The sequence below is a fragment of the Pseudomonas sp. GL_093 genome (assembly GCF_057837605.1).
In genome coordinates, this window is record NZ_CM174448.1 from 6,793,379 (window position 1) to 6,811,050 (window position 17,672).

The 17,672-nt window shown below is 59.7% G+C and carries 15 protein-coding genes; 8 read left to right on the forward strand and 7 right to left on the reverse strand.

What is annotated here, in order from left to right; translation table 11 throughout:
* Positions 1-2 precede the first annotated feature (2 nt).
* Together xerC and AC3IUE_RS31425 are read left to right on the forward strand one after the other, a co-directional pair.
* On the forward strand, positions 3-902 hold the full coding sequence (gene xerC, locus AC3IUE_RS31420; protein WP_489268999.1) for a tyrosine recombinase XerC: 900 nt from the start codon (positions 3-5) through the stop codon (positions 900-902).
* On the forward strand, positions 899-1,603 hold the full coding sequence (locus tag AC3IUE_RS31425) for an HAD family hydrolase (protein WP_046045080.1): 705 nt from the start codon (positions 899-901) through the stop codon (positions 1,601-1,603). Before xerC ends, AC3IUE_RS31425 begins: the two co-directional genes overlap by 4 nt.
* Positions 1,604-1,802: 199 nt before the next feature.
* Here the strand turns inward: AC3IUE_RS31425 and sutA are convergent, their stop codons facing one another.
* The 4 genes from sutA to glnK all read right to left on the reverse strand — a co-directional run bounded on the left by sutA (position 1,803) and on the right by glnK (position 4,582).
* The gene (gene sutA / locus AC3IUE_RS31430) at positions 1,803-2,126 is read right to left on the reverse strand and encodes a transcriptional regulator SutA (protein ID WP_046045079.1); all 324 of its coding nucleotides are present in this window, start codon (positions 2,124-2,126) and stop codon (positions 1,803-1,805) included.
* Positions 2,127-2,228: 102 nt separating this feature from the next.
* The gene (locus AC3IUE_RS31435; RefSeq protein WP_008030499.1) at positions 2,229-2,654 is read right to left on the reverse strand and encodes a secondary thiamine-phosphate synthase enzyme YjbQ; all 426 of its coding nucleotides are present in this window, start codon (positions 2,652-2,654) and stop codon (positions 2,229-2,231) included.
* Between the two features lie 216 nt (positions 2,655-2,870).
* Positions 2,871-4,208: an ammonium transporter gene (locus AC3IUE_RS31440; protein ID WP_056738728.1), complete on the reverse strand. Its 1,338-nt coding sequence runs from the start codon at positions 4,206-4,208 to the stop codon at positions 2,871-2,873.
* A 35-nt stretch (positions 4,209-4,243) separates the two neighbouring features.
* On the reverse strand, positions 4,244-4,582 hold the full coding sequence (gene glnK / locus AC3IUE_RS31445) for a P-II family nitrogen regulator (RefSeq protein WP_002555808.1): 339 nt from the start codon (positions 4,580-4,582) through the stop codon (positions 4,244-4,246).
* A 418-nt stretch (positions 4,583-5,000) separates the two neighbouring features.
* Here glnK and AC3IUE_RS31450 point away from each other — a divergent pair, with 418 nt between their 5' ends.
* Together AC3IUE_RS31450 and AC3IUE_RS31455 are read left to right on the forward strand one after the other, a co-directional pair.
* Positions 5,001-5,261, forward strand: coding sequence for an accessory factor UbiK family protein (locus tag AC3IUE_RS31450; RefSeq protein WP_283182164.1), 261 nt, complete (start codon positions 5,001-5,003; stop codon positions 5,259-5,261).
* A 435-nt stretch (positions 5,262-5,696) separates the two neighbouring features.
* A complete protein-coding gene (locus AC3IUE_RS31455) occupies positions 5,697-6,218 on the forward strand; it encodes a BRO-N domain-containing protein (RefSeq protein WP_489264618.1) in 522 nt (173 codons plus the stop codon).
* A gap of 52 nt (positions 6,219-6,270) precedes the next feature.
* Here the strand turns inward: AC3IUE_RS31455 and AC3IUE_RS31460 are convergent, their stop codons facing one another.
* Both AC3IUE_RS31460 and AC3IUE_RS31465 read right to left on the reverse strand, forming a co-directional pair.
* The gene (locus AC3IUE_RS31460; RefSeq protein ID WP_046045076.1) at positions 6,271-6,576 is read right to left on the reverse strand and encodes a HigA family addiction module antitoxin; all 306 of its coding nucleotides are present in this window, start codon (positions 6,574-6,576) and stop codon (positions 6,271-6,273) included.
* 519 nt (positions 6,577-7,095) lie between these two features.
* Positions 7,096-7,299 carry a hypothetical protein gene (locus tag AC3IUE_RS31465; RefSeq protein WP_489264619.1) on the reverse strand — a complete coding sequence of 68 codons (204 nt, stop codon included), beginning with the start codon at positions 7,297-7,299 and terminating at the stop codon, positions 7,096-7,098.
* A 217-nt stretch (positions 7,300-7,516) separates the two neighbouring features.
* On the opposite strand from AC3IUE_RS31465, the gene AC3IUE_RS31470 reads away from it, so the two are divergent.
* Complete coding sequence (locus AC3IUE_RS31470) at positions 7,517-9,010, forward strand: YifB family Mg chelatase-like AAA ATPase (protein WP_489264620.1); 1,494 nt, start codon at positions 7,517-7,519, stop codon at positions 9,008-9,010.
* Between the two features lie 5 nt (positions 9,011-9,015).
* On the opposite strand, the gene AC3IUE_RS31475 is transcribed toward AC3IUE_RS31470, so the two are convergent.
* Positions 9,016-10,230 carry an aldose 1-epimerase family protein gene (locus AC3IUE_RS31475; RefSeq protein WP_489264621.1) on the reverse strand — a complete coding sequence of 405 codons (1,215 nt, stop codon included), beginning with the start codon at positions 10,228-10,230 and terminating at the stop codon, positions 9,016-9,018.
* Positions 10,231-10,496: 266 nt separating this feature from the next.
* On the opposite strand from AC3IUE_RS31475, the gene AC3IUE_RS31480 reads away from it, so the two are divergent.
* The 3 genes from AC3IUE_RS31480 to AC3IUE_RS31490 are packed head-to-tail and all read left to right on the forward strand — an operon-like array spanning position 10,497 to position 17,670.
* A complete protein-coding gene (locus tag AC3IUE_RS31480) occupies positions 10,497-11,879 on the forward strand; it encodes an SrfA family protein (protein WP_489264622.1) in 1,383 nt (460 codons plus the stop codon).
* Positions 11,880-11,896: 17 nt separating this feature from the next.
* Entirely contained in the window at positions 11,897-14,962 is a 3,066-nt protein-coding gene (locus AC3IUE_RS31485; protein ID WP_056738720.1) for a virulence factor SrfB, read from the forward strand.
* On the forward strand, positions 14,959-17,670 hold the full coding sequence (locus tag AC3IUE_RS31490) for a putative virulence factor (protein WP_489264623.1): 2,712 nt from the start codon (positions 14,959-14,961) through the stop codon (positions 17,668-17,670). Before AC3IUE_RS31485 ends, AC3IUE_RS31490 begins: the two co-directional genes overlap by 4 nt.
* Positions 17,671-17,672: the final 2 nt, after the last annotated feature.

Here is a 17,672-nt window from a genome sequence, read left to right on the forward strand (position 1 = left end):
TGATGGAACGGCAACTGGACGCTTACTGCGAACACCTGCGCAGTGAGCGGCAGGTGTCGCCTCACACGCTGTACGCCTACCGCCGCGACCTCGACAAAGTGTTGGGCTGGTGCGTCAAACAGAACATCAGCAGTTGGGCGGCCCTGGACATCCAGCGTCTGCGCAGCCTGATCGCTCGCCTGCACTCACAGGGCCAATCGTCGCGCAGCCTGGCGCGGCTGCTGTCAGCGGTGCGCGGGCTCTATCACTATCTGAACCGCGAAGGCCTCTGCGACCACGACCCGGCCAACGGCCTGGCGCCGCCCAAGGGCGAACGACGGCTGCCAAAAACCCTCGACACCGATCGCGCGCTGCAACTGTTTGAGGGCGCGGTGGAGGATGATTTTCTGGCACGCCGGGATCAGGCGATTCTGGAGCTGTTCTATTCCTCCGGCCTGCGCCTCTCCGAACTGACCGGGCTCAACCTTGATCAGTTGGATCTTGCTGACGGTATGGTCCAAGTGCTCGGCAAGGGCAGCAAGACGCGATTGCTGCCGGTCGGCAAAAAAGCTCGAGAAGCACTGGAGTTGTGGCTGCCGCTGCGGGCCATGACCAACCCTGCGGACGACGCGGTGTTTGTCAGCCAGCAAGGCCGGCGCCTCGGCCCACGGGCGATTCAGGTGCGGGTCAAGGCCGCTGGCGAGCGCGAGCTGGGACAGAACCTGCACCCGCACATGCTGCGGCACTCCTTCGCCAGCCATTTGCTGGAGTCGTCCCAGGATTTGCGGGCGGTTCAGGAGTTGCTCGGCCACTCGGACATCAAAACCACCCAGATCTACACCCACCTGGACTTCCAGCACCTGGCGACGGTTTACGACAGCGCCCATCCACGGGCCAAACGCATCAAAGGCGATGAGTCATGAGAATTCAATTAATCACCTTCGACCTCGACGACACCCTGTGGGATACCGCCCCGGTGATCGTCAGCGCCGAAGCCGTATTGCGTGAATGGCTGACCGAGCATGCACCGAATCTGGGCGCAGTGCCGGTGGAGCATTTGTGGGCGATTCGCGAACGGATCCTGAGCAGTGAGCCGGGCCTCAAGCACCGCATCAGCGCCCTGCGCCGCCGAGTCTTGTTCCACGCACTGGAAGAGGCCGGTTACGACCAGGATCAGGCCTCAGACCTGGCCGATCAGAGTTTTGAAGTGTTTCTGCATGCGCGGCATCAGCTGGAAATCTTCCCGGAGGTGCAACCGACCCTGGAGACGCTGGCCAATCACTACGCCCTCGGCGTGGTCACCAATGGCAACGCCGATGTGCGTCGGTTAGGGCTGGCGGATTACTTCAAGTTTGCCTTGTGCGCGGAAGACATCGGCATCGGCAAGCCGGATGCGCGACTGTTTCATGAGGCGTTGCAGCGTGGTGGTGCGACGGCCGAGACGGCCGTGCATATCGGCGATCATCCGGGTGACGACATTGCAGGCGCCCAGCAGGCGGGATTGCGGGCGATCTGGTTTAACCCGGCGGGCAAGGTTTGGGAAGCCGAGAAGGCACCGGATGCCGAAATTCGCAGCTTGAGCGAGTTGCCGGCGTTGTTGGCCCTCTGGAACGCCCAACACTGACCTTGCATTCACATCCAACCCCTGTGGGAGCGAGCCTGCTCGCGAAAGCGGTGGGTCAGCCGACATAGATTTTGAATGTGCCGGCCTCTTCGCGAGCAGGCTCGCTCCCACAGGGGATTGTGTCGAGCTCAAGAATTTTGTTTCACCCATGAAAAAGCCCGCAGCGACGGCGGGCTTTTTCAGCAAGCAAGTAGCAGGCTCAGATAGGCCGGCTGCCGTACTTGTTGTCAGGCTTCTTGGGCGGATCGGCGACCACATTGGCCTCCACTTCCTGCACCTTGCCGCCCTTGGCCAGGAACTCTTCCATGGCCCGCGCCAGAGCATCACGCTCCTTGTTTTTCGCTTCGACGCTCGGCAGCTCATCGACCGATACCGCTGCCTTGGCTTTGCCTTTGGCGGTCGGAACGGGCGCTTCACCGCCATCGTCGTCAGCAACGTCTTCCGCTGCTGTTTCCAGACCTTCTTCGGTTTCGTCGTCGTCGCCTACTTCGAGGTCGTCGTTTTCCAGATCATCGTCGCTCATGTTCTACCTCATGACTTGCGAAAAGCAGATTAGTTATAGCCCAGCTTCGCCGTCTGTCGAAGGCCGCCGGAAAAAATTCTACAACCGCTGGTAACCAGCGGTTTATGCCTCTTCACCGTGCACGGTGGCGAGGACTTTACGGGCACCGCCAAAATCACGGTGCTCGCCCAGATAAACGCCTTGCCAGGTCCCCAGCGCCAGTCGGCCTGCCGAAATCGGCAAACTGAGCTGACAGCCAAGTACGCTGGCCTTGAAGTGCGCCGGGAGGTCGTCCAGGCCTTCGTCGTTATGCTCATAGCCGTCTGTTCCTTGTGGGATCAGACGATTGAAAAATCGTTCGAAGTCGCGACGTACCGCCGGATCGGCGTTCTCGTTGATGGTCAACGACGCCGAGGTATGCTGCAGCCACAAATGCAACAGACCGACCCGACATGCCTTGAGTTCAGGCAGGCCGGCGAGTAACTCGTCCGTTACCAGATGAAAGCCCCGGGGCCTCGCCCGCAGGGTAATCAGAGTCTGTTGCCACATACAGTTCTCCGCACGTTCGGGGCGCATTCTAGCGCGCTCTGGGAAAAAACAAAGGCCCTAATATTCCTTCTATCATGTAAGCCATTGGCCGCAGAAAAACGCCCGTCGTAAACGCCACTAAACGTGTACGAAAAAACCTTTCAGCAGTTCCTTCACTGACAAACTCCAGACAAAAAAATGCCCGGCAAGCCGGGCAAGTTTTTTTTGTGCGCGTACTTACAAGTTGTAGCCGCGTTCGTTGTGGAGTGCCAGATCGATGCCGACGGCCTCTTCTTCTTCCGTGATACGCAGACCCATGACAGCGTCCAGCACCTTGAGGATGATGAAGGTGACGATCGCGGTGTAGATCACCGTGAAGCCCACGCCTTTGCACTGAATCCAGACTTGTGCGGCGATGTCGGTCACGGTGCCGAAGCCACCCAGCGACGGTGCAGCGAAGACACCGGTCAGGATCGCGCCGAGGATACCGCCGATACCGTGCACACCGAAGGCGTCCAGGGAGTCGTCATAGCCGAGTTTGCGTTTCAGGGTGGTGGCGCAGAAGAAGCACACCACGCCGGCTGCCAGACCGATGACCAGAGCGCCCATCGGGCCCACGGTGCCAGCGGCTGGGGTGATTGCAACCAGACCGGCCACAACACCCGAAGCGATACCCAGGGCACTTGGTTTGCCGTGAGTGATCCACTCGGCGAACATCCAGCCCAGTGCAGCGGCGGCGGTTGCGATCTGGGTCACCAGCATCGCCATACCGGCAGTGCCGTTGGCCGCAGCGGCGGAACCGGCGTTGAAGCCGAACCAGCCTACCCACAGCATCGCGGCGCCCATCAGGGTGTAACCGAGGTTGTGCGGCGCCATCGGGGTGGTCGGGAAACCTTTGCGCTTGCCCAGTACCAGGCAGGCAATCAGACCGGCCACACCGGCGTTGATGTGCACCACGGTGCCGCCAGCGAAGTCCAGCACGCCCCAGTCCCACAACAGGCCGCCGTTACCGGACCAGACCATGTGCGCGATCGGTGCATAAACCAGGGTGAACCAGACGCCCATGAAGATCAGCATGGCGGAGAACTTCATCCGCTCGGCGAAGGCACCGACGATCAGCGCAGGGGTGATGATGGCGAACGTCATCTGGAAGGTGACAAACACCGCTTCAGGGAACAGCGCCGCAGGGCCGGTCAGGCTCGCTGGCGTGACACCGGCGAGGAACGCCTTGCCCATGCCACCGAAGAACGAGTTGAAGTTGATGACGCCCTGTTCCATGCCCGTGGTGTCGAACGCGATGCTGTAGCCATAAATGACCCACAGGATGCTGATCAGACCGGTAATGGCGAAGCACTGCATCATCACGGAAAGAATGTTTTTGGAGCGAACCATGCCGCCGTAGAACAGCGCGAGGCCGGGAATGGTCATGAACAGCACGAGGGCTGTCGAGGTCATCATCCAGGCAGTGTCGCCGGAATTAAGGACTGGGGCCGCCACTTCGTCTGCCGCCATAGCCAGGCTGGGCATTACGAGGGACAACAGGGCTCCTAGCCCTGCGAATTTACGCAGAGTCATATTGTTTTCTCCTGGGGCGTTGGGTTTGTGGCGGCTTAGATTGCGTCGGTATCGGTTTCGCCGGTACGGATGCGAATCGCCTGTTCCAGATTGACCACGAAGATCTTGCCGTCACCGATCTTGCCGGTATTGGCAGCCTTGGTTATCGCCTCGATAACCCGGTCAAGATCCTTGTCGTCAATGGCGACATCGATCTTCACCTTTGGCAGGAAATCGACCACGTACTCCGCGCCGCGGTACAGCTCGGTGTGACCCTTCTGCCGACCGAAGCCTTTGACTTCAGTAACGGTAATGCCCTGCACGCCGATCTCGGACAGCGACTCGCGTACGTCGTCCAGTTTGAACGGCTTGATGATGGCAGTGACTAGCTTCATGAAAACTCTCTCCCGAATTGGTGGACTTGCCCCAGGAAAACAAACCCGACTCAAGTCTAAGCGCAGTGCCTGGCTTTGTAACGCATCGTCGGCCTTACCTGCCCGTCCGACGCCTGCTAACCACTCCGCACGAAACACTTCCCCCGTTCCGCTTGGCGCACTGCATTCGTCACAGCGACTGCATCAGTGCATGGGTCACTACCGACTAAGCAGAAAGCTTGCCATCTCGCCAAAACCCACTGATTTCAAGCCTTTGGCCGCTGCCGCAAGCGGCTTCGCGCAAATGGTCCGACGGATACGCACAACAACAGTGCGCGGCCGCCCGTCACCATGCGCGAAAAGCGTGCACCCCTGACGGCGAGATTGACTATAGACACTGCGTGATACACTGCCCGCCATTGTTGACAGGACATTTCCCATGCTCGCGCCCAAAGACTTCCTCGATGCCCTGAGCGGCACCGCCTCCCGCCTCTTCAGCGGCGACACCCCACTGCCGAAAAGCGAAATCGAAAGCCAGTTCAAGGCTCTGTTGCAGAGCGGCTTCAGCAAGCTGGATCTTGTGAGCCGGGAAGAGTTTGATAGCCAGATGGTCGTGCTGGCACGGACCCGGGCACGGTTGGAGAGTCTTGAGGCGAAAGTGGCGGAACTTGAAGCGAAGCTGAATCCACCAGTCGAGTAACACCGCAGATCCCACGGTGAAACCCAATCCACTGTGGGAGCGAGCCTGCTCGCGATAAGGTCGGAACGACCTTCAGATTCAACTGTAGGAGCTGCCGAAGGCTGCGATCTTTTGATCTTTTAGCGCTCAAAATTCCAAGCACCTTCCTACAACAAAACCACCGCCGTCCGATTGCGCCGCACAGCCCCGGTTCCTAAGCTCACCTTCTGCTGAATGTTCAGCACTAGGTTTGGCGACCTGGAACCAAGCTATGCACGCAACCTCATTCGATATCGGGTATTTCCCTCGATTCGTTATATGGCGGCTGTGTGTGGGAGACCTTCGGGTCTGCCGGTATTCGCTTGGCCGGTTCGCCAACCCGCACGCAGCTGCCACCCTTATTGTTTGGCGACGATAAGTGGCAGTCATCTATCAAGCGAATTTGGGTACTGCACCATGGACGAAAACTATCTGACTCCACACATCTTCACTCGCCACAAACTCCACCTCCACGCCCTTCTAATAGAAAACCAACCCTGGTTCAGCGCCCGTGACCTCGGCCGCCTGCTACGCCTCTACCTCGACGAACGCGCCGTCCGAAAACTCGATCCCGACCAACACCAAACTTTACGAATGCTCATCCACGGCACCATCGAAAACACCCTGCTAATCAGCGAGTCCGGCGTCTACGCCCTACTCGTCTACCACTACTGCCCCGAATACCGGGCGCTGCGCGAATGGCTAACCCACGACGTCGTCCCAGCCCTCAGAGACGCCCAACAACCCACCTCAACCGAACGCCCAATACTGAGCCTGCTGAACTGGCCAGAGATGTCATTGAGTTTGCTGCACTGGAACGACCAGCCGTGGATTCGGTTGCAGGATGTTCCGCACATGCTTCCAGAGGGTGAACGGCCACAGCGTGCAGTCAATGCACCGTGGTGGAAGCGTGCTTCCCGAATACTCCTGGCAATCTGAACGACAAAAAAACCCCACGCTTGTAACGTGGGGTTCGTTCAGGAGCAGAGGATCAGGCGCAGTGCGAAAGACGCTCAACCTGATCCCGGATCGCAGCCCCTCGTTCAATCTCGGCTTTGCGCAAATCGTAAGTCGATTGCAAGTTCAACCAAAATTCAGGGGTCGTATCCAGACAAATAGAAAGCCTGAGAGCCATATCAGCACTGACGCCCCGACGCTGAAGCACGATGTCGTTCACCGTGGGTGTCGAAACGCGCAACGCTCTGGCCAGAGCAGCAGCCGTAAGGCTCAGAGGCTCCAGGTATTCCTCTTTGAGGATCTCGCCAGGGTGCACCGGGCGCATACCATTCTTAGTCATTACGCCCCCTTGCCTCCTGCCCCGATAATGAATATTCAGCGTTGAGCAGCGGTGCCTACTCTAAACGCGGAGTTCTTAAATTTCGTACAGATCAAAAAACCGCCCCAGCCGAAACCGGGGCGGTTTCCGCCGGGTCAATCCTTACAGCGGATCATTCCAGCGGTCCCGCAGAAACTCGTACAGGCGAAAAGCCCATAGCGCGTTTCTAACGAGGCTCCACATATGTTTAAGAAACTTAGACATACTTTGGCCCTCCTTGCGTGAGGCCAAACCTCCAGTGCGCTTTCCGGCGTACGCGCACCTTGGGGCATACATGTGGGTGTATGTGTTGAGGCGGCCGGGTGTGGGCTCCTCAAAACTAGCACCGGCACGATTCTCACACCGTGTCGAGGAACATGAAAATCTTTACGCCCCCGGCCACACTTCGCGAATCACCCACTCATCGAGCCTCATCGCGGCGAATGCTATCGCAGTTCTTTCAATACTAACCTTCCAAATATTCTAACGAGTTGTATCAAATCATGAAGTGGCAAATACTCTTTCCAGTTCCTTGCTGTTGTTAACGCCGGTCATCAGCAGATCATTATTGACGCTTGCCCGGATGATCAAATTTGAATAGGCTTCCCATCGTGGGTGTATCTGTTGAGGAAGCACGGGCTTCGGCCTCACCGAAGCCTGCAAATAAAAAACCGCCTCCTCAAGGCGGTTTTTTTTCGCCTTCAATTTAGATTTCGCCGACGTCCTTCATTGTTCCAGGCAACGTCCTACAAAAACCTCATCCCGCGACTGGTTACGTCGGTACTCCACACTCGCTTACGCTCCACCTACCAGAAAGACACTCGCAACATCCTGCGAAAGTTTGGTGCCTGTGCCGTCACGCGACCCGACTACTCTTCAAAAAACCGCAGGAAGCGGTTCTCTGTCAGCTCAAGGAACGACCATGTCTCTCTCCATCGTTCACAGCCGTGCCCAGATTGGCGTGGATGCGCCCGCCGTTACCGTCGAAGTCCATTTGGCCAACGGGTTGCCATCGCTGACCATGGTCGGTTTGCCCGAAGCGGCGGTGAAGGAAAGCAAGGACCGGGTACGCAGCGCGATCATCAATTCAGGCCTGCAATTTCCGGCGCGGCGCATCACGCTGAATCTCGCGCCTGCGGACTTACCTAAGGATGGCGGACGGTTTGATCTGGCGATTGCGCTGGGGATTCTGTCCGCCAGCGTGCAGGTGCCGACGTTGACGCTGGATGACATTGAATGCCTGGGAGAGTTGGCGTTGTCAGGCGCGGTACGTGCTGTGAGAGGCGTGTTGCCGGCGGCGCTGGCTGCACGCAAGGCCGGACGCTCGTTGATGGTGCCGCGGGCGAACGCCGAGGAGGCGTGCCTGGCGTCCGGGTTGAAGGTGTTTGCCGTGGATCACCTGCTGGAAGCCGTTGCACACTTCAATGGACATACGCCGGTCGAGCCCTACGTTTCCAATGGCTTGCTCTACGCCAGCAAACCCTATCCGGACTTGAATGAAGTGCAGGGACAACTTTCGGCCAAACGCGCATTGCTGATTGCGGCGGCGGGCGCTCATAACCTTCTGTTCAGCGGACCACCCGGGACCGGGAAAACGCTGTTGGCGAGTCGTTTGCCGGGGCTGCTTCCTCCTTTGGCCGAAAACGAGGCGCTGGAAGTCGCAGCCATTCAATCCGTCACCAGTTGCGTGCCCTTGAGCCACTGGCCGCAAAGACCATTCCGCCAGCCCCACCACTCCGCCTCGGGCCCCGCGTTGGTGGGCGGTGGTTCGAAACCGCAACCCGGCGAAATAACTCTCGCCCACCATGGAGTGCTGTTCCTCGACGAACTTCCGGAATTCGATCGCAAGGTGTTGGAAGTCTTAAGGGAGCCCTTAGAATCCGGTCACATCGTGATTTCCCGTGCCAAGGATCGCGTGAGATTTCCGGCTCGCTTTCAATTAGTGGCGGCGATGAACCCGTGCCCCTGTGGGTATCTTGGCGAACCCAGCGGCAAATGCAGTTGTACACCTGACATGGTCCAACGCTACCGCAACAAGCTGTCGGGACCGCTGCTGGATCGGATCGACCTGCACCTGACCGTCGCTCGGGAAGCCACGGCGTTGAATCCTGCATTGAAACCCGGCGACGACACGGCCACTGCGGCTGTTCTGGTCGCCGATGCACGAGAGCGGCAACACAAACGCCAAGGCTGCGCCAACGCCTTTCTCGATCTGCCAGGCCTGCGCCGCCACTGCAACTTATCCACAGTCGACGAAACCTGGCTGGAAACTGCGTGTGAACGACTGACTTTGTCGCTGAGGTCAGCCCATCGACTGCTCAAAGTGGCGCGCACCCTGGCGGACCTTGAGCAAGTCGATGGCATCAGCCGTGAACATCTGGAGGAAGCGCTGCAGTATCGGCCGAGCGCCAATTGATCGGTTTACTCCTTGGTGAGATCCACCAACGGCGCCTGCCGAACCTCAGTTTCCCGCCCACCTTGAATATCACTCACCGTCTTCAACGCCTTATCCACAGCCCCTTTATCAGCGAGCAAGCTGTACCTGATCTGAAACTCCTTCTGTTCTTTAGCTCCAATCGTCGGCACCAGATTCAGTGGCCGCTGATACCGGCGGTTGTAAGAAAAACTCGTTCCTGGCTCAAGACCCGTGACATAGCCCTGCCCTTGTGTGTCCGTGTTTTTCCACAAGGAAAACACCGGCAACTGCTGAGTATTGAAACCCACCGAAACCCCAAGGCTCCCCGCCTTGTTATGCAGCACGGTCAACGTGTCACCCTTGGCATCGCCATAAGGCACAACGTTGTAGACCGTCTCGTCATAGTCCTTGGTCGGCGCGCGGTAGGTTTGCCAGTCCGGCAGATCCCCTTTTGCCTTGTCATTGAACGGCGAGACCTGTTTCACCGGTGCAACAAAACGTGCGCCTTGTTCCAGGAATGGGGTGCTGAAGTTGCTGTGGTACAGCGCCTGGTATTCCTTCGGATAATCGCCGTTGTTGGTCAGGGTGTCGTTGAGGGCAAACGCTACGCTGCCGGGCTCGGTGACCAGTTCGGTCGCGACGGAGAAGTCGACTTTCTTGAACGCCTGCTCGTTCAGTTCGCCACGCAGGCTGATGGCGTAAGGCGCTTTTTCATCGATGTGCAAAGTGACTTTGCTGGCCGGGATGTTGGCGGCACGGCCATGGAGGGTCAGCAGTTCACCGTTATCCATGCCGGGGTGACCAACCCACTCGTAGCCGCAGCGGGCGACCAGCTCGTTAAAACCCTCAAGCCAGCCCAACCCGCCGCGACCGTTGAGTTCGATGAAGGACGGATTGACCACGTCCTTGACCGGCGAATCCCAGCCCATGCGCACATTGCCGACCGACGCCTGCAGGACGTTCATCCCGCGGGTGGGGACTACCGAGAGTTTCATCGTGCCGTTATCGATGTCGACGATGCTGACGCCCTCTTGCCGACCGCCGTGCAAGGTGCGCAGGGTCACGGAGAAGGGTTTGCCGGTTTTTACCCCCAGTTGTTGGCTGGTGATCTGCCAGTTTTGGGAAGCTTTGTCGCTGTCGAGCAGGACGTAATCCCAGGCCATGGCATGGGAAGCAGCGGACAGCGCGCCAAAGGCAACAATGAGTTTGAGCGGATTCATGGGTAAGCCTTTCTTGGAGTTGTGTAATTTTTATAGCGCTGATGAAACGATTCAGCAAGCTTAAAAAGCGTACACCCGAGCCATCCCAAGCGAATTTAAATTGACCCCATGCAACCTCCGCACGCTTACGCTAGTCTCATACGGTTTTGGACCTCCGGCTGATTGACGGCGACATCATTATGACATTAAGGTCGCCCGCTAATTGCAGGAGCAAGAACAGGCATCTTTGTCTGTCATTTTTGCGCAACAGAACATATGGAGTTTGAATGCGCGGGGCACTATTACGCAGCGGTAAGAGCGGGTCATTCACTGCCCTGGGCGAAACAGGTCAACCGGTCTACCGGGCGGCCCTGCAATTGCGCGAAGCCATTCGCCGCAAGAATCCTGAAATGGTCGATCACCTGGCCATCCCTCAAAGCGATGAGCTCGGTAACCAGATCGACTGGTACAGCGGCCTCGACGGCGATGTGATCCCGTGGAGCAGCGCGACCGAAGAAGAACGCGCCCCTGCCCGCCGTCAACTTGAAGCGCTGAAGACCGCACTCGAGGAATTGAGCCAGCGTTTCCTGGGCACTGAATCCGGCGAACAGCAGCAAGGCGACAAAGCTGTGTTCGGCAAGCTGCTCAAGCGCGTGATTCATTTCCCCGACGAAAACTTCGTGTACCTGGTGCAAGGCAAACCGGTGCTGACCTTTTGGGGTTTCGAGCATGCCGGTACCGGCAATCGCGATCCCCTGCACTGCCTCTATCAGGTTCCGCCCGCGTTTACGCTGCCCCCTGTGGTCGAAGCCGCGCCTGTAGTTGCGCCCGTCGTGCCAGTGGTTGCTCGTCCGTGGTGGCGTCGCTGGTGGTGGCTGTTGCTGCTGCCGTTCCTGCTGCTGCTTTTGTGGCTGTTGCTGGGTCTGCGTGGTTGCGTTCCGATTCCGTTGGTGGCGGTCGATCTGTTGCCTGAGGGCATCGTGCCGGTGGAAAAACAACTGGAAGAGCCGAAACTGACTGGCAATGTCACGACGTTGAATGGCGTTCCGGTGACGGGCACCGTTGTAGGCTCTACCACGGGAACCGGCACCGCTGTGACCGGAGCGAATGGCGTGGAAGCGCCGGCCGTCGAGGGCAACGAGGCTGACGCAGCGCCCGCCGGCGTGACCCAAGACCCGGCCAAAGACCCGGCAGCAGACCCAGCCACCGAATCCCCAACCGCGCCACCCGAAAACAAAACCGCGCCGCCGGATGTCACATCGCCCGAAGCAGAAAAATCCGCCGCCGCAAAACCCGGCCCGCCCCTGAGCATTCCGCCAGACGCCGCCGACGGTGCCGCCAAGTTCCTCGACGGTCAGTTCCGCGCCGGTGCCGGTATTCAGGATCGCCGAACCGGCAAACCCCTGCGTCTGGAATACCAGCTCAAGGACGGTAAGGGCGAAGTCACCGTACACCAGGCCGACGGCACCCAATGCAGCGGGCCGGTGAGCGCTACTATGAAGGGTGGCAGCCTGGCCATCGACAGTCAGGGTCAGGCCGTGTGCGCCGACGGCAGCACTTACGACATGCCCAAGGTCAACTGCCGCAAAGGGGCGACCACAGTCGCAGACTGCACCGGCGGTTACGGAAAAGAACAATTCCCCATGTCCATGCGGCACGTGGCCGAATAAAAACGGAATAACCCGACATGTTGCCTGAAGTCACCCAATTCGAAGACACCGTCACGCTGGTCAGCGACACCGGCATCCAGTTCATGGATTTCGCCCTGCGCCTGGATCCCCGCAAGGAACCGGCGGGCGAATTCGCGCCGATGATCAGCGGGCTGATCTGCCGCCTGTCGTACAACGAAGAGAAAGACTTCTTTTTCTACGAACCTGAACCGGAAAAGGTCGAGAAAGCCAAACCTGCGTTCAGCGTCGACATGAAAAGCAGCCTCGAGCTGCTTGACGGTATCTGGCTGCCGACCCCGTTTTTCCGCTTCATGCCGCCGCACCGCTTCGATGAAGGTCCGACCAACTGGTCGCGCATGCGCCTGGTCAAACTGGCGACACCCGACATCGACGGCAACACCCACCGACTGACGATGGCCTTCGACAGCCGCGTCATGCCCAAGCGTGACGGCACCGCGTACCTGGCGCCAAATGAAGAAGACATCAGCTCCGGCGTGTCCTTCAAACTGGCGACGAAGGCCAGCGAAACCCGCTGGTTCCTGGCGCAGCCGTGGGTCAACGAGTGGCTGCTGGAAGTGTTCAACGAGGGCAATGCCCACCGCTCGCGCGCAGAGCTGGACACCGACATCCGCGCCAACTATCACTTGGCGCACTACCTCAACTTGCTCAGTCTGTTGAGCAAGCCGTCTGCCGCCCAGCAGTCGACAGCCCGGGCGAAAGTTGAAATCCCCGAGCTGAAAGTAGTCGCCAACGACAGCAATGGCCTGGTCAAACCGATTCCGGTGGACCTGGTGCTGGACGTCGGCAACTCGCGCACCTGCGGCATCCTGATCGAAAACCACGGTCAGGCCGGTTCCGGGTTGAAACAGAACTACGTGCTGGAACTGCGCGACCTGATCACCCCCGAACACACTTACAACCTGCCGTTCGAAAGCCGTGTGGAATTCGCCCAGGCGTATTTCGGCAAGGACCACTGCTCGGTCAAGAGCGGCCGGCACGATGCGTTCCAATGGGCGACGATTGCCCGCGTCGGCAATGAGGCCAGCCGTCTGGCCAGCCGTCGTCGCGGCACCGAAGGGTCCACTGGCCTGTCCAGCCCGAAACGTTATCTGTGGGACGAAAACGCTTACGGCCACGGCTGGCGTTTCAACTGCTCGTACATCAAGACCGACAGCGAGCCGTACGCCACCGCCGCGCCGTTTTCGCACCTGATCAATGAAACCGGCGAAGCGCTTTACAGCCTCGAAGAAGATGATCGTCTGCCGGTGTTCATGCCGCGTTATTCGCGCAGCTCGCTGATGACTTTCATGCTCGCTGAAGTACTGGCCCAGGCGCTGTCGCAAATCAACAGCCCGGCCCAGCGTTCACGCCAGGGTCACACCCGCGTGCCGCGCCAGCTCAACAGCATCACCCTGACCGTGCCGCCGGGCATGCCGCAGGCCGAGCGCAGCATTCTCAACGAACGCATGTTGCAAGCCATCGGCCTGGTGTGGAAGAGCCTCGGCTGGCACGCCGGCGAGGAAGACCCACATCAGGATCAGGCCGTCAGCCCGCGTACGCCGATCCCGAGCATCCGCGTGGAATGGGACGAAGCCTCCTGTGGCCAGTTGGTGTACCTGTACACCGAGGTCAACGAGAATTTCGCCGGTCACCCGGAAGAGTTTTTCGACACCATCGCCCGGCCAGACAAGACCGACCGCGAACGCATCACCCTGGCGACCATCGACATCGGTGGCGGTACCACGGACCTGGTGATCACTGACTATCGCCTCGACCGTGCCGGCAACACCGGCAGCGGCAGCAACGTGCACATCGTGCCCGAGCAGCGTTTTCGCGATGGCTTCAAAGTGGCTGGCGATGACATCCTGCTGGACGTGATTCAGGACTTCATCCTGCCGAGCTTCGAAAAAGCCTTGCAGAACGCCGGCGTGAAAGCCCCGGATTCGCTGATGTCTCGGTTGTGCGGCGATGAGTCGGTCAGCGCCCAGGACATGATCCTGCGCCAGCAATTGAACCTGCAAGTGTTCGCACCGCTGGGTCTGGCGCTGCTCAAGGCGTATGAGCATTACGATCCGCAAGTGCCGCAAGAAGTCACCCCGCAAAGCTACCGCCAATTGCTCGGTGACAACGCGATCAGCCAGACCGTGCTCGACTACGTCAACGCCGCCGTGCGCCGCGATGTCGGCGGTCAGAGCGGTTTCGACCTGTATGACGCGCCGATCAGTTTCGACCTGCAGAAGCTCCACGCCGCGTTCCTCAACGACCAGATCAACATCACCAAGATTCTCGGTGCGCTGTGTGAAGTGGTCGCGCATTACCCGTGCGACGTTCTGCTGCTGACCGGCCGCCCTTCGCGCTTGCCCGGCATCCAGGCGTTCATTCGCAAGGTGCTGCCGCTGCCACCGGGGCGCATTCTGGCGCTGCAAAACTACCGCACTGGCGGCTGGTACCCGTTCCACAAGAACGGCCGGATCGACGACCCGAAAAGCACCGCGTCGGTGGGCGCCATGCTCTGCCTGTTGTGCGCCAACCACAGCGTGCCGAACTTCTACTTCCGTGCGTCGGCGCTCAAGCCGTATTCGACCGTCAAGCACATCGGCGTCATCGACCTGAACAACGTGATCAAGGATGCCGACGTGCTGTACCGCGACATCCAGTCCGAAGACTACAAAATCAAGCTGCCGGAAATCGGCGTTGGCGATGCCGCCGACACGCCACAGCTGGAAATGCGCGGCGATCTGCGCCTCGGTTTCCGTCAGTTGGCCGCCGACCGCTGGGCCGCCTCGCCGCTTTATACCTTGCGGTTCACCAAGGCCGGTCGGGAGAAGTTTTCCCGGGCGATCGGTGAAAACGGCAGCGCGCCGCTGCTCAAGGTGCGGTTCGAGGTCAAACCGGCGGACAAGTACACACGCAAGCAGGATCTGGTCAGCGACCGCCTCTCGGTTCGCGACATCGAATCCAACAGTAACAACGTCAACTTCAACCCGCGCAGCGACCTCGAGCTGGAACTCAACACCATGCTCGACGCCGGCCTGAGCGAGACCAAGTACTGGCTCGACAGTGGAAGTGTGAAACGCAAATGAATGATCTGACCCCCGATCAAACTCAGCTCTCTGCCAGTTGGGCCGCTGTTTATAAAGGTGCCGGTCAGGCGCTGGACTGGATTGGCCAGACGCGCGGCAACGCGCCGCGCCTGGACAGCGAAGCCGACAACCTGAACATCCGCCTGCACCGTGCCCGCAACCTGGCTCAAAGCCTCGGTCGCGTGGCCTGCACGCCAATGACCATCGGCTTTTTCGGCTTGTCCCAGGCCGGCAAGTCCTACCTGATTTCAGCCCTCGCTGCGGGTCAGAACGGCAAACTGGAAACCGACTTCGGTGGCCAGCGCCTGGACTTCATCAAGCACATCAACCCGGTGGGTGGCGGCAAGGAAGCCACCGGCCTGGTGACGCGCTTCAGCCGCCACGCCACGCAGAGCCAGGATCCGCAGTTCCCGGTCGAGCTGACCCTGTTCAAGGAAATCGAGCTGGCGAAGATTCTCGCCAACTCCTGGTTCAAGGATTTCGACCTTGAGCGCATTTCCTACGAGATCGACGAAGAACGCATCCAGCGCGTGCTCAAACCGTTCGAAGGTCGGGAAACCGGGCCGCTGCAACCGGGCGTCAACGCCGACGATTTGGTGTCGCTGTGGGATTACCTGCGGGACAACTTCCGCAATTCGGTGAAGAAACTCGAACACCTGTATTGGCCCACGGCGTTGCAACTGGCACCACGGCTGAATTTCCAGGAACGGGCCGAGCTGTTTTCAATCCTGTGGGGTGAGCAAAGCGAGCTGACACGCGTGTATCAGCAGCTGGCCGGCGCGCTGCACAAGCTGGGCCTGCCCGAGACCGTGTTCGCCCCACTGCATGCCTTGGTGAGTTTCGAAAACGACACCTACAGCCAGCGCGACAGCATCATGAACGTCGACATCCTCGAGCGCTTCGGCAGCCCGCTGGACTTGCCGATCGACGTGCGGCCCCAGGTCGACGGACGCCTGCAAAACAGTCAGGGCATTCCGGTTGCGCAACTGGCGGCACTGACTGCCGAGATGACCTTCGGCCTGATCGAAGCCCCGGCGGACGACATCGTCAATCAAGTCGACTTGCTGGACTTCCCCGGTTATCGCGGGCGCAAGAAACTGCACGAGATCGCCGATTCCAACGACCCGCAATCCGCCACCAAGGACAACTCCGTTTCGCAGCTGATCCTGCGTGGCAAGGTCGCCTACCTGTTCGAACGCTACACCGATAACCAGGAAATGAACGCGCTGGTGGTCTGCACCGGTTCAACCAAGCAGAGCGACGTCAACGACGTAGGCCCGGTGCTGACCCGCTGGATCGAAAAGACCCAAGGCGCCGACTCGGCCGCTCGCAGCAAGCGCGACACCGGTCTGATCTGGGCGCTGACCATGCTCGACCTGCGCATCACCAACTCCCTGAGCCTGACGCCTGATCAGTACGATGAGAGCTGGAACGGCATGGTCAAGCTGACCATGCTGGAGCGCTTCGGCAGCCTGAGCTGGATGAGCGACTGGGCCGGCACGCCGTTCCAAAATACCTTCCTGGTGCGCAAACCACGCATGGACGCGGCGTTCATCGAGCAAGACGCGACCGGTGCGGAAACCGGTCTCAATGCCAGCTACCAGGAGCGAGTCGACGCCTTGGGTACAAGCTTTGCCGGCAACGACCTGGTGTGCAAACACATCCACGATCCTGCCAACGCCTGGAAAGAAATGCTGCGCAACGATGACGGTGGCATCAGCCACTTCAGCGGCAGTTTCAAAGGCGTGGCCAATATCGAATTCAAATTGCAGCGCATCCGCGAGCAATTGAGCGAATGCCTCGAAGGCCTGACCACTCATGGTCTGAGTACCTGGTACCACGCCGACGGCGACGGTGCCGCTGCCGCCAAGAAAGCCCAGGCACAGATGATTCTGACCGGCCTGGGCCGTCGCCCGGCAGTGCTCGGCGAGCTGATCGATCAACTCGACATGCCGAGCGAAGAGGTCCGCGATCTGTACCTCAGTGGCGTGTACGAAACGGATGACGAGCCGACCGCGAACGATGAACCGGTCGCCCCGACACCGAGCCAGAGCCTGTATGGCAACGACGCCGGTTTCGATTTCGATTTTGGTGACGACACGAGCCCTGACACGCCGGTCAGCAGCAACACCGGCACCCCGGCGCCCGAACTGCAAAGCAACGAGCACCGTTTCGCCAAAGCGGCGTTCAAGGCCTGGATCGCGCACCTGCGTGAACTGACCACCCGCCAAAGCCTGCTCAACCTCCTGGGGTTGGAAAAAGCATTGCTGGAAGCGGTGGTCGACGAATTGATCACCGCCGGCTATCGCCAGGACTTGCCGGGGCAACTGAGCCGCGCAGTCCTCAAACGTGCACAAAGTGGCGCGCGGCGCGATCAATTGGTCGAGCGCCAGGTCCTGGAAGTGCAACGGGTGCTGCGCGATTTCGTGTCCTGGTTCGGCTACCTGCAGAAGCCGGTGAGCGAGCGTCCGAACAGTCGCGCCGGAACCAAGGCGCCGCTGTTCTCGTTCTACACCGACATCAGTCCCGGACAAGTGCCCGTGCTGCCGGCGCAACCGGCGAATCAGGCGCAGCGGTATCTCGGCGACTGGCTCTCGGGCCTGGCCTACATCACGCAGGACAACGCCGGCCATGGTGCCGGGCGCGAAATCACCCCTGAACAGAACGAACGGCTGGGCCAAGTGCTCACAGCCTTCACAGCGAGATAAGC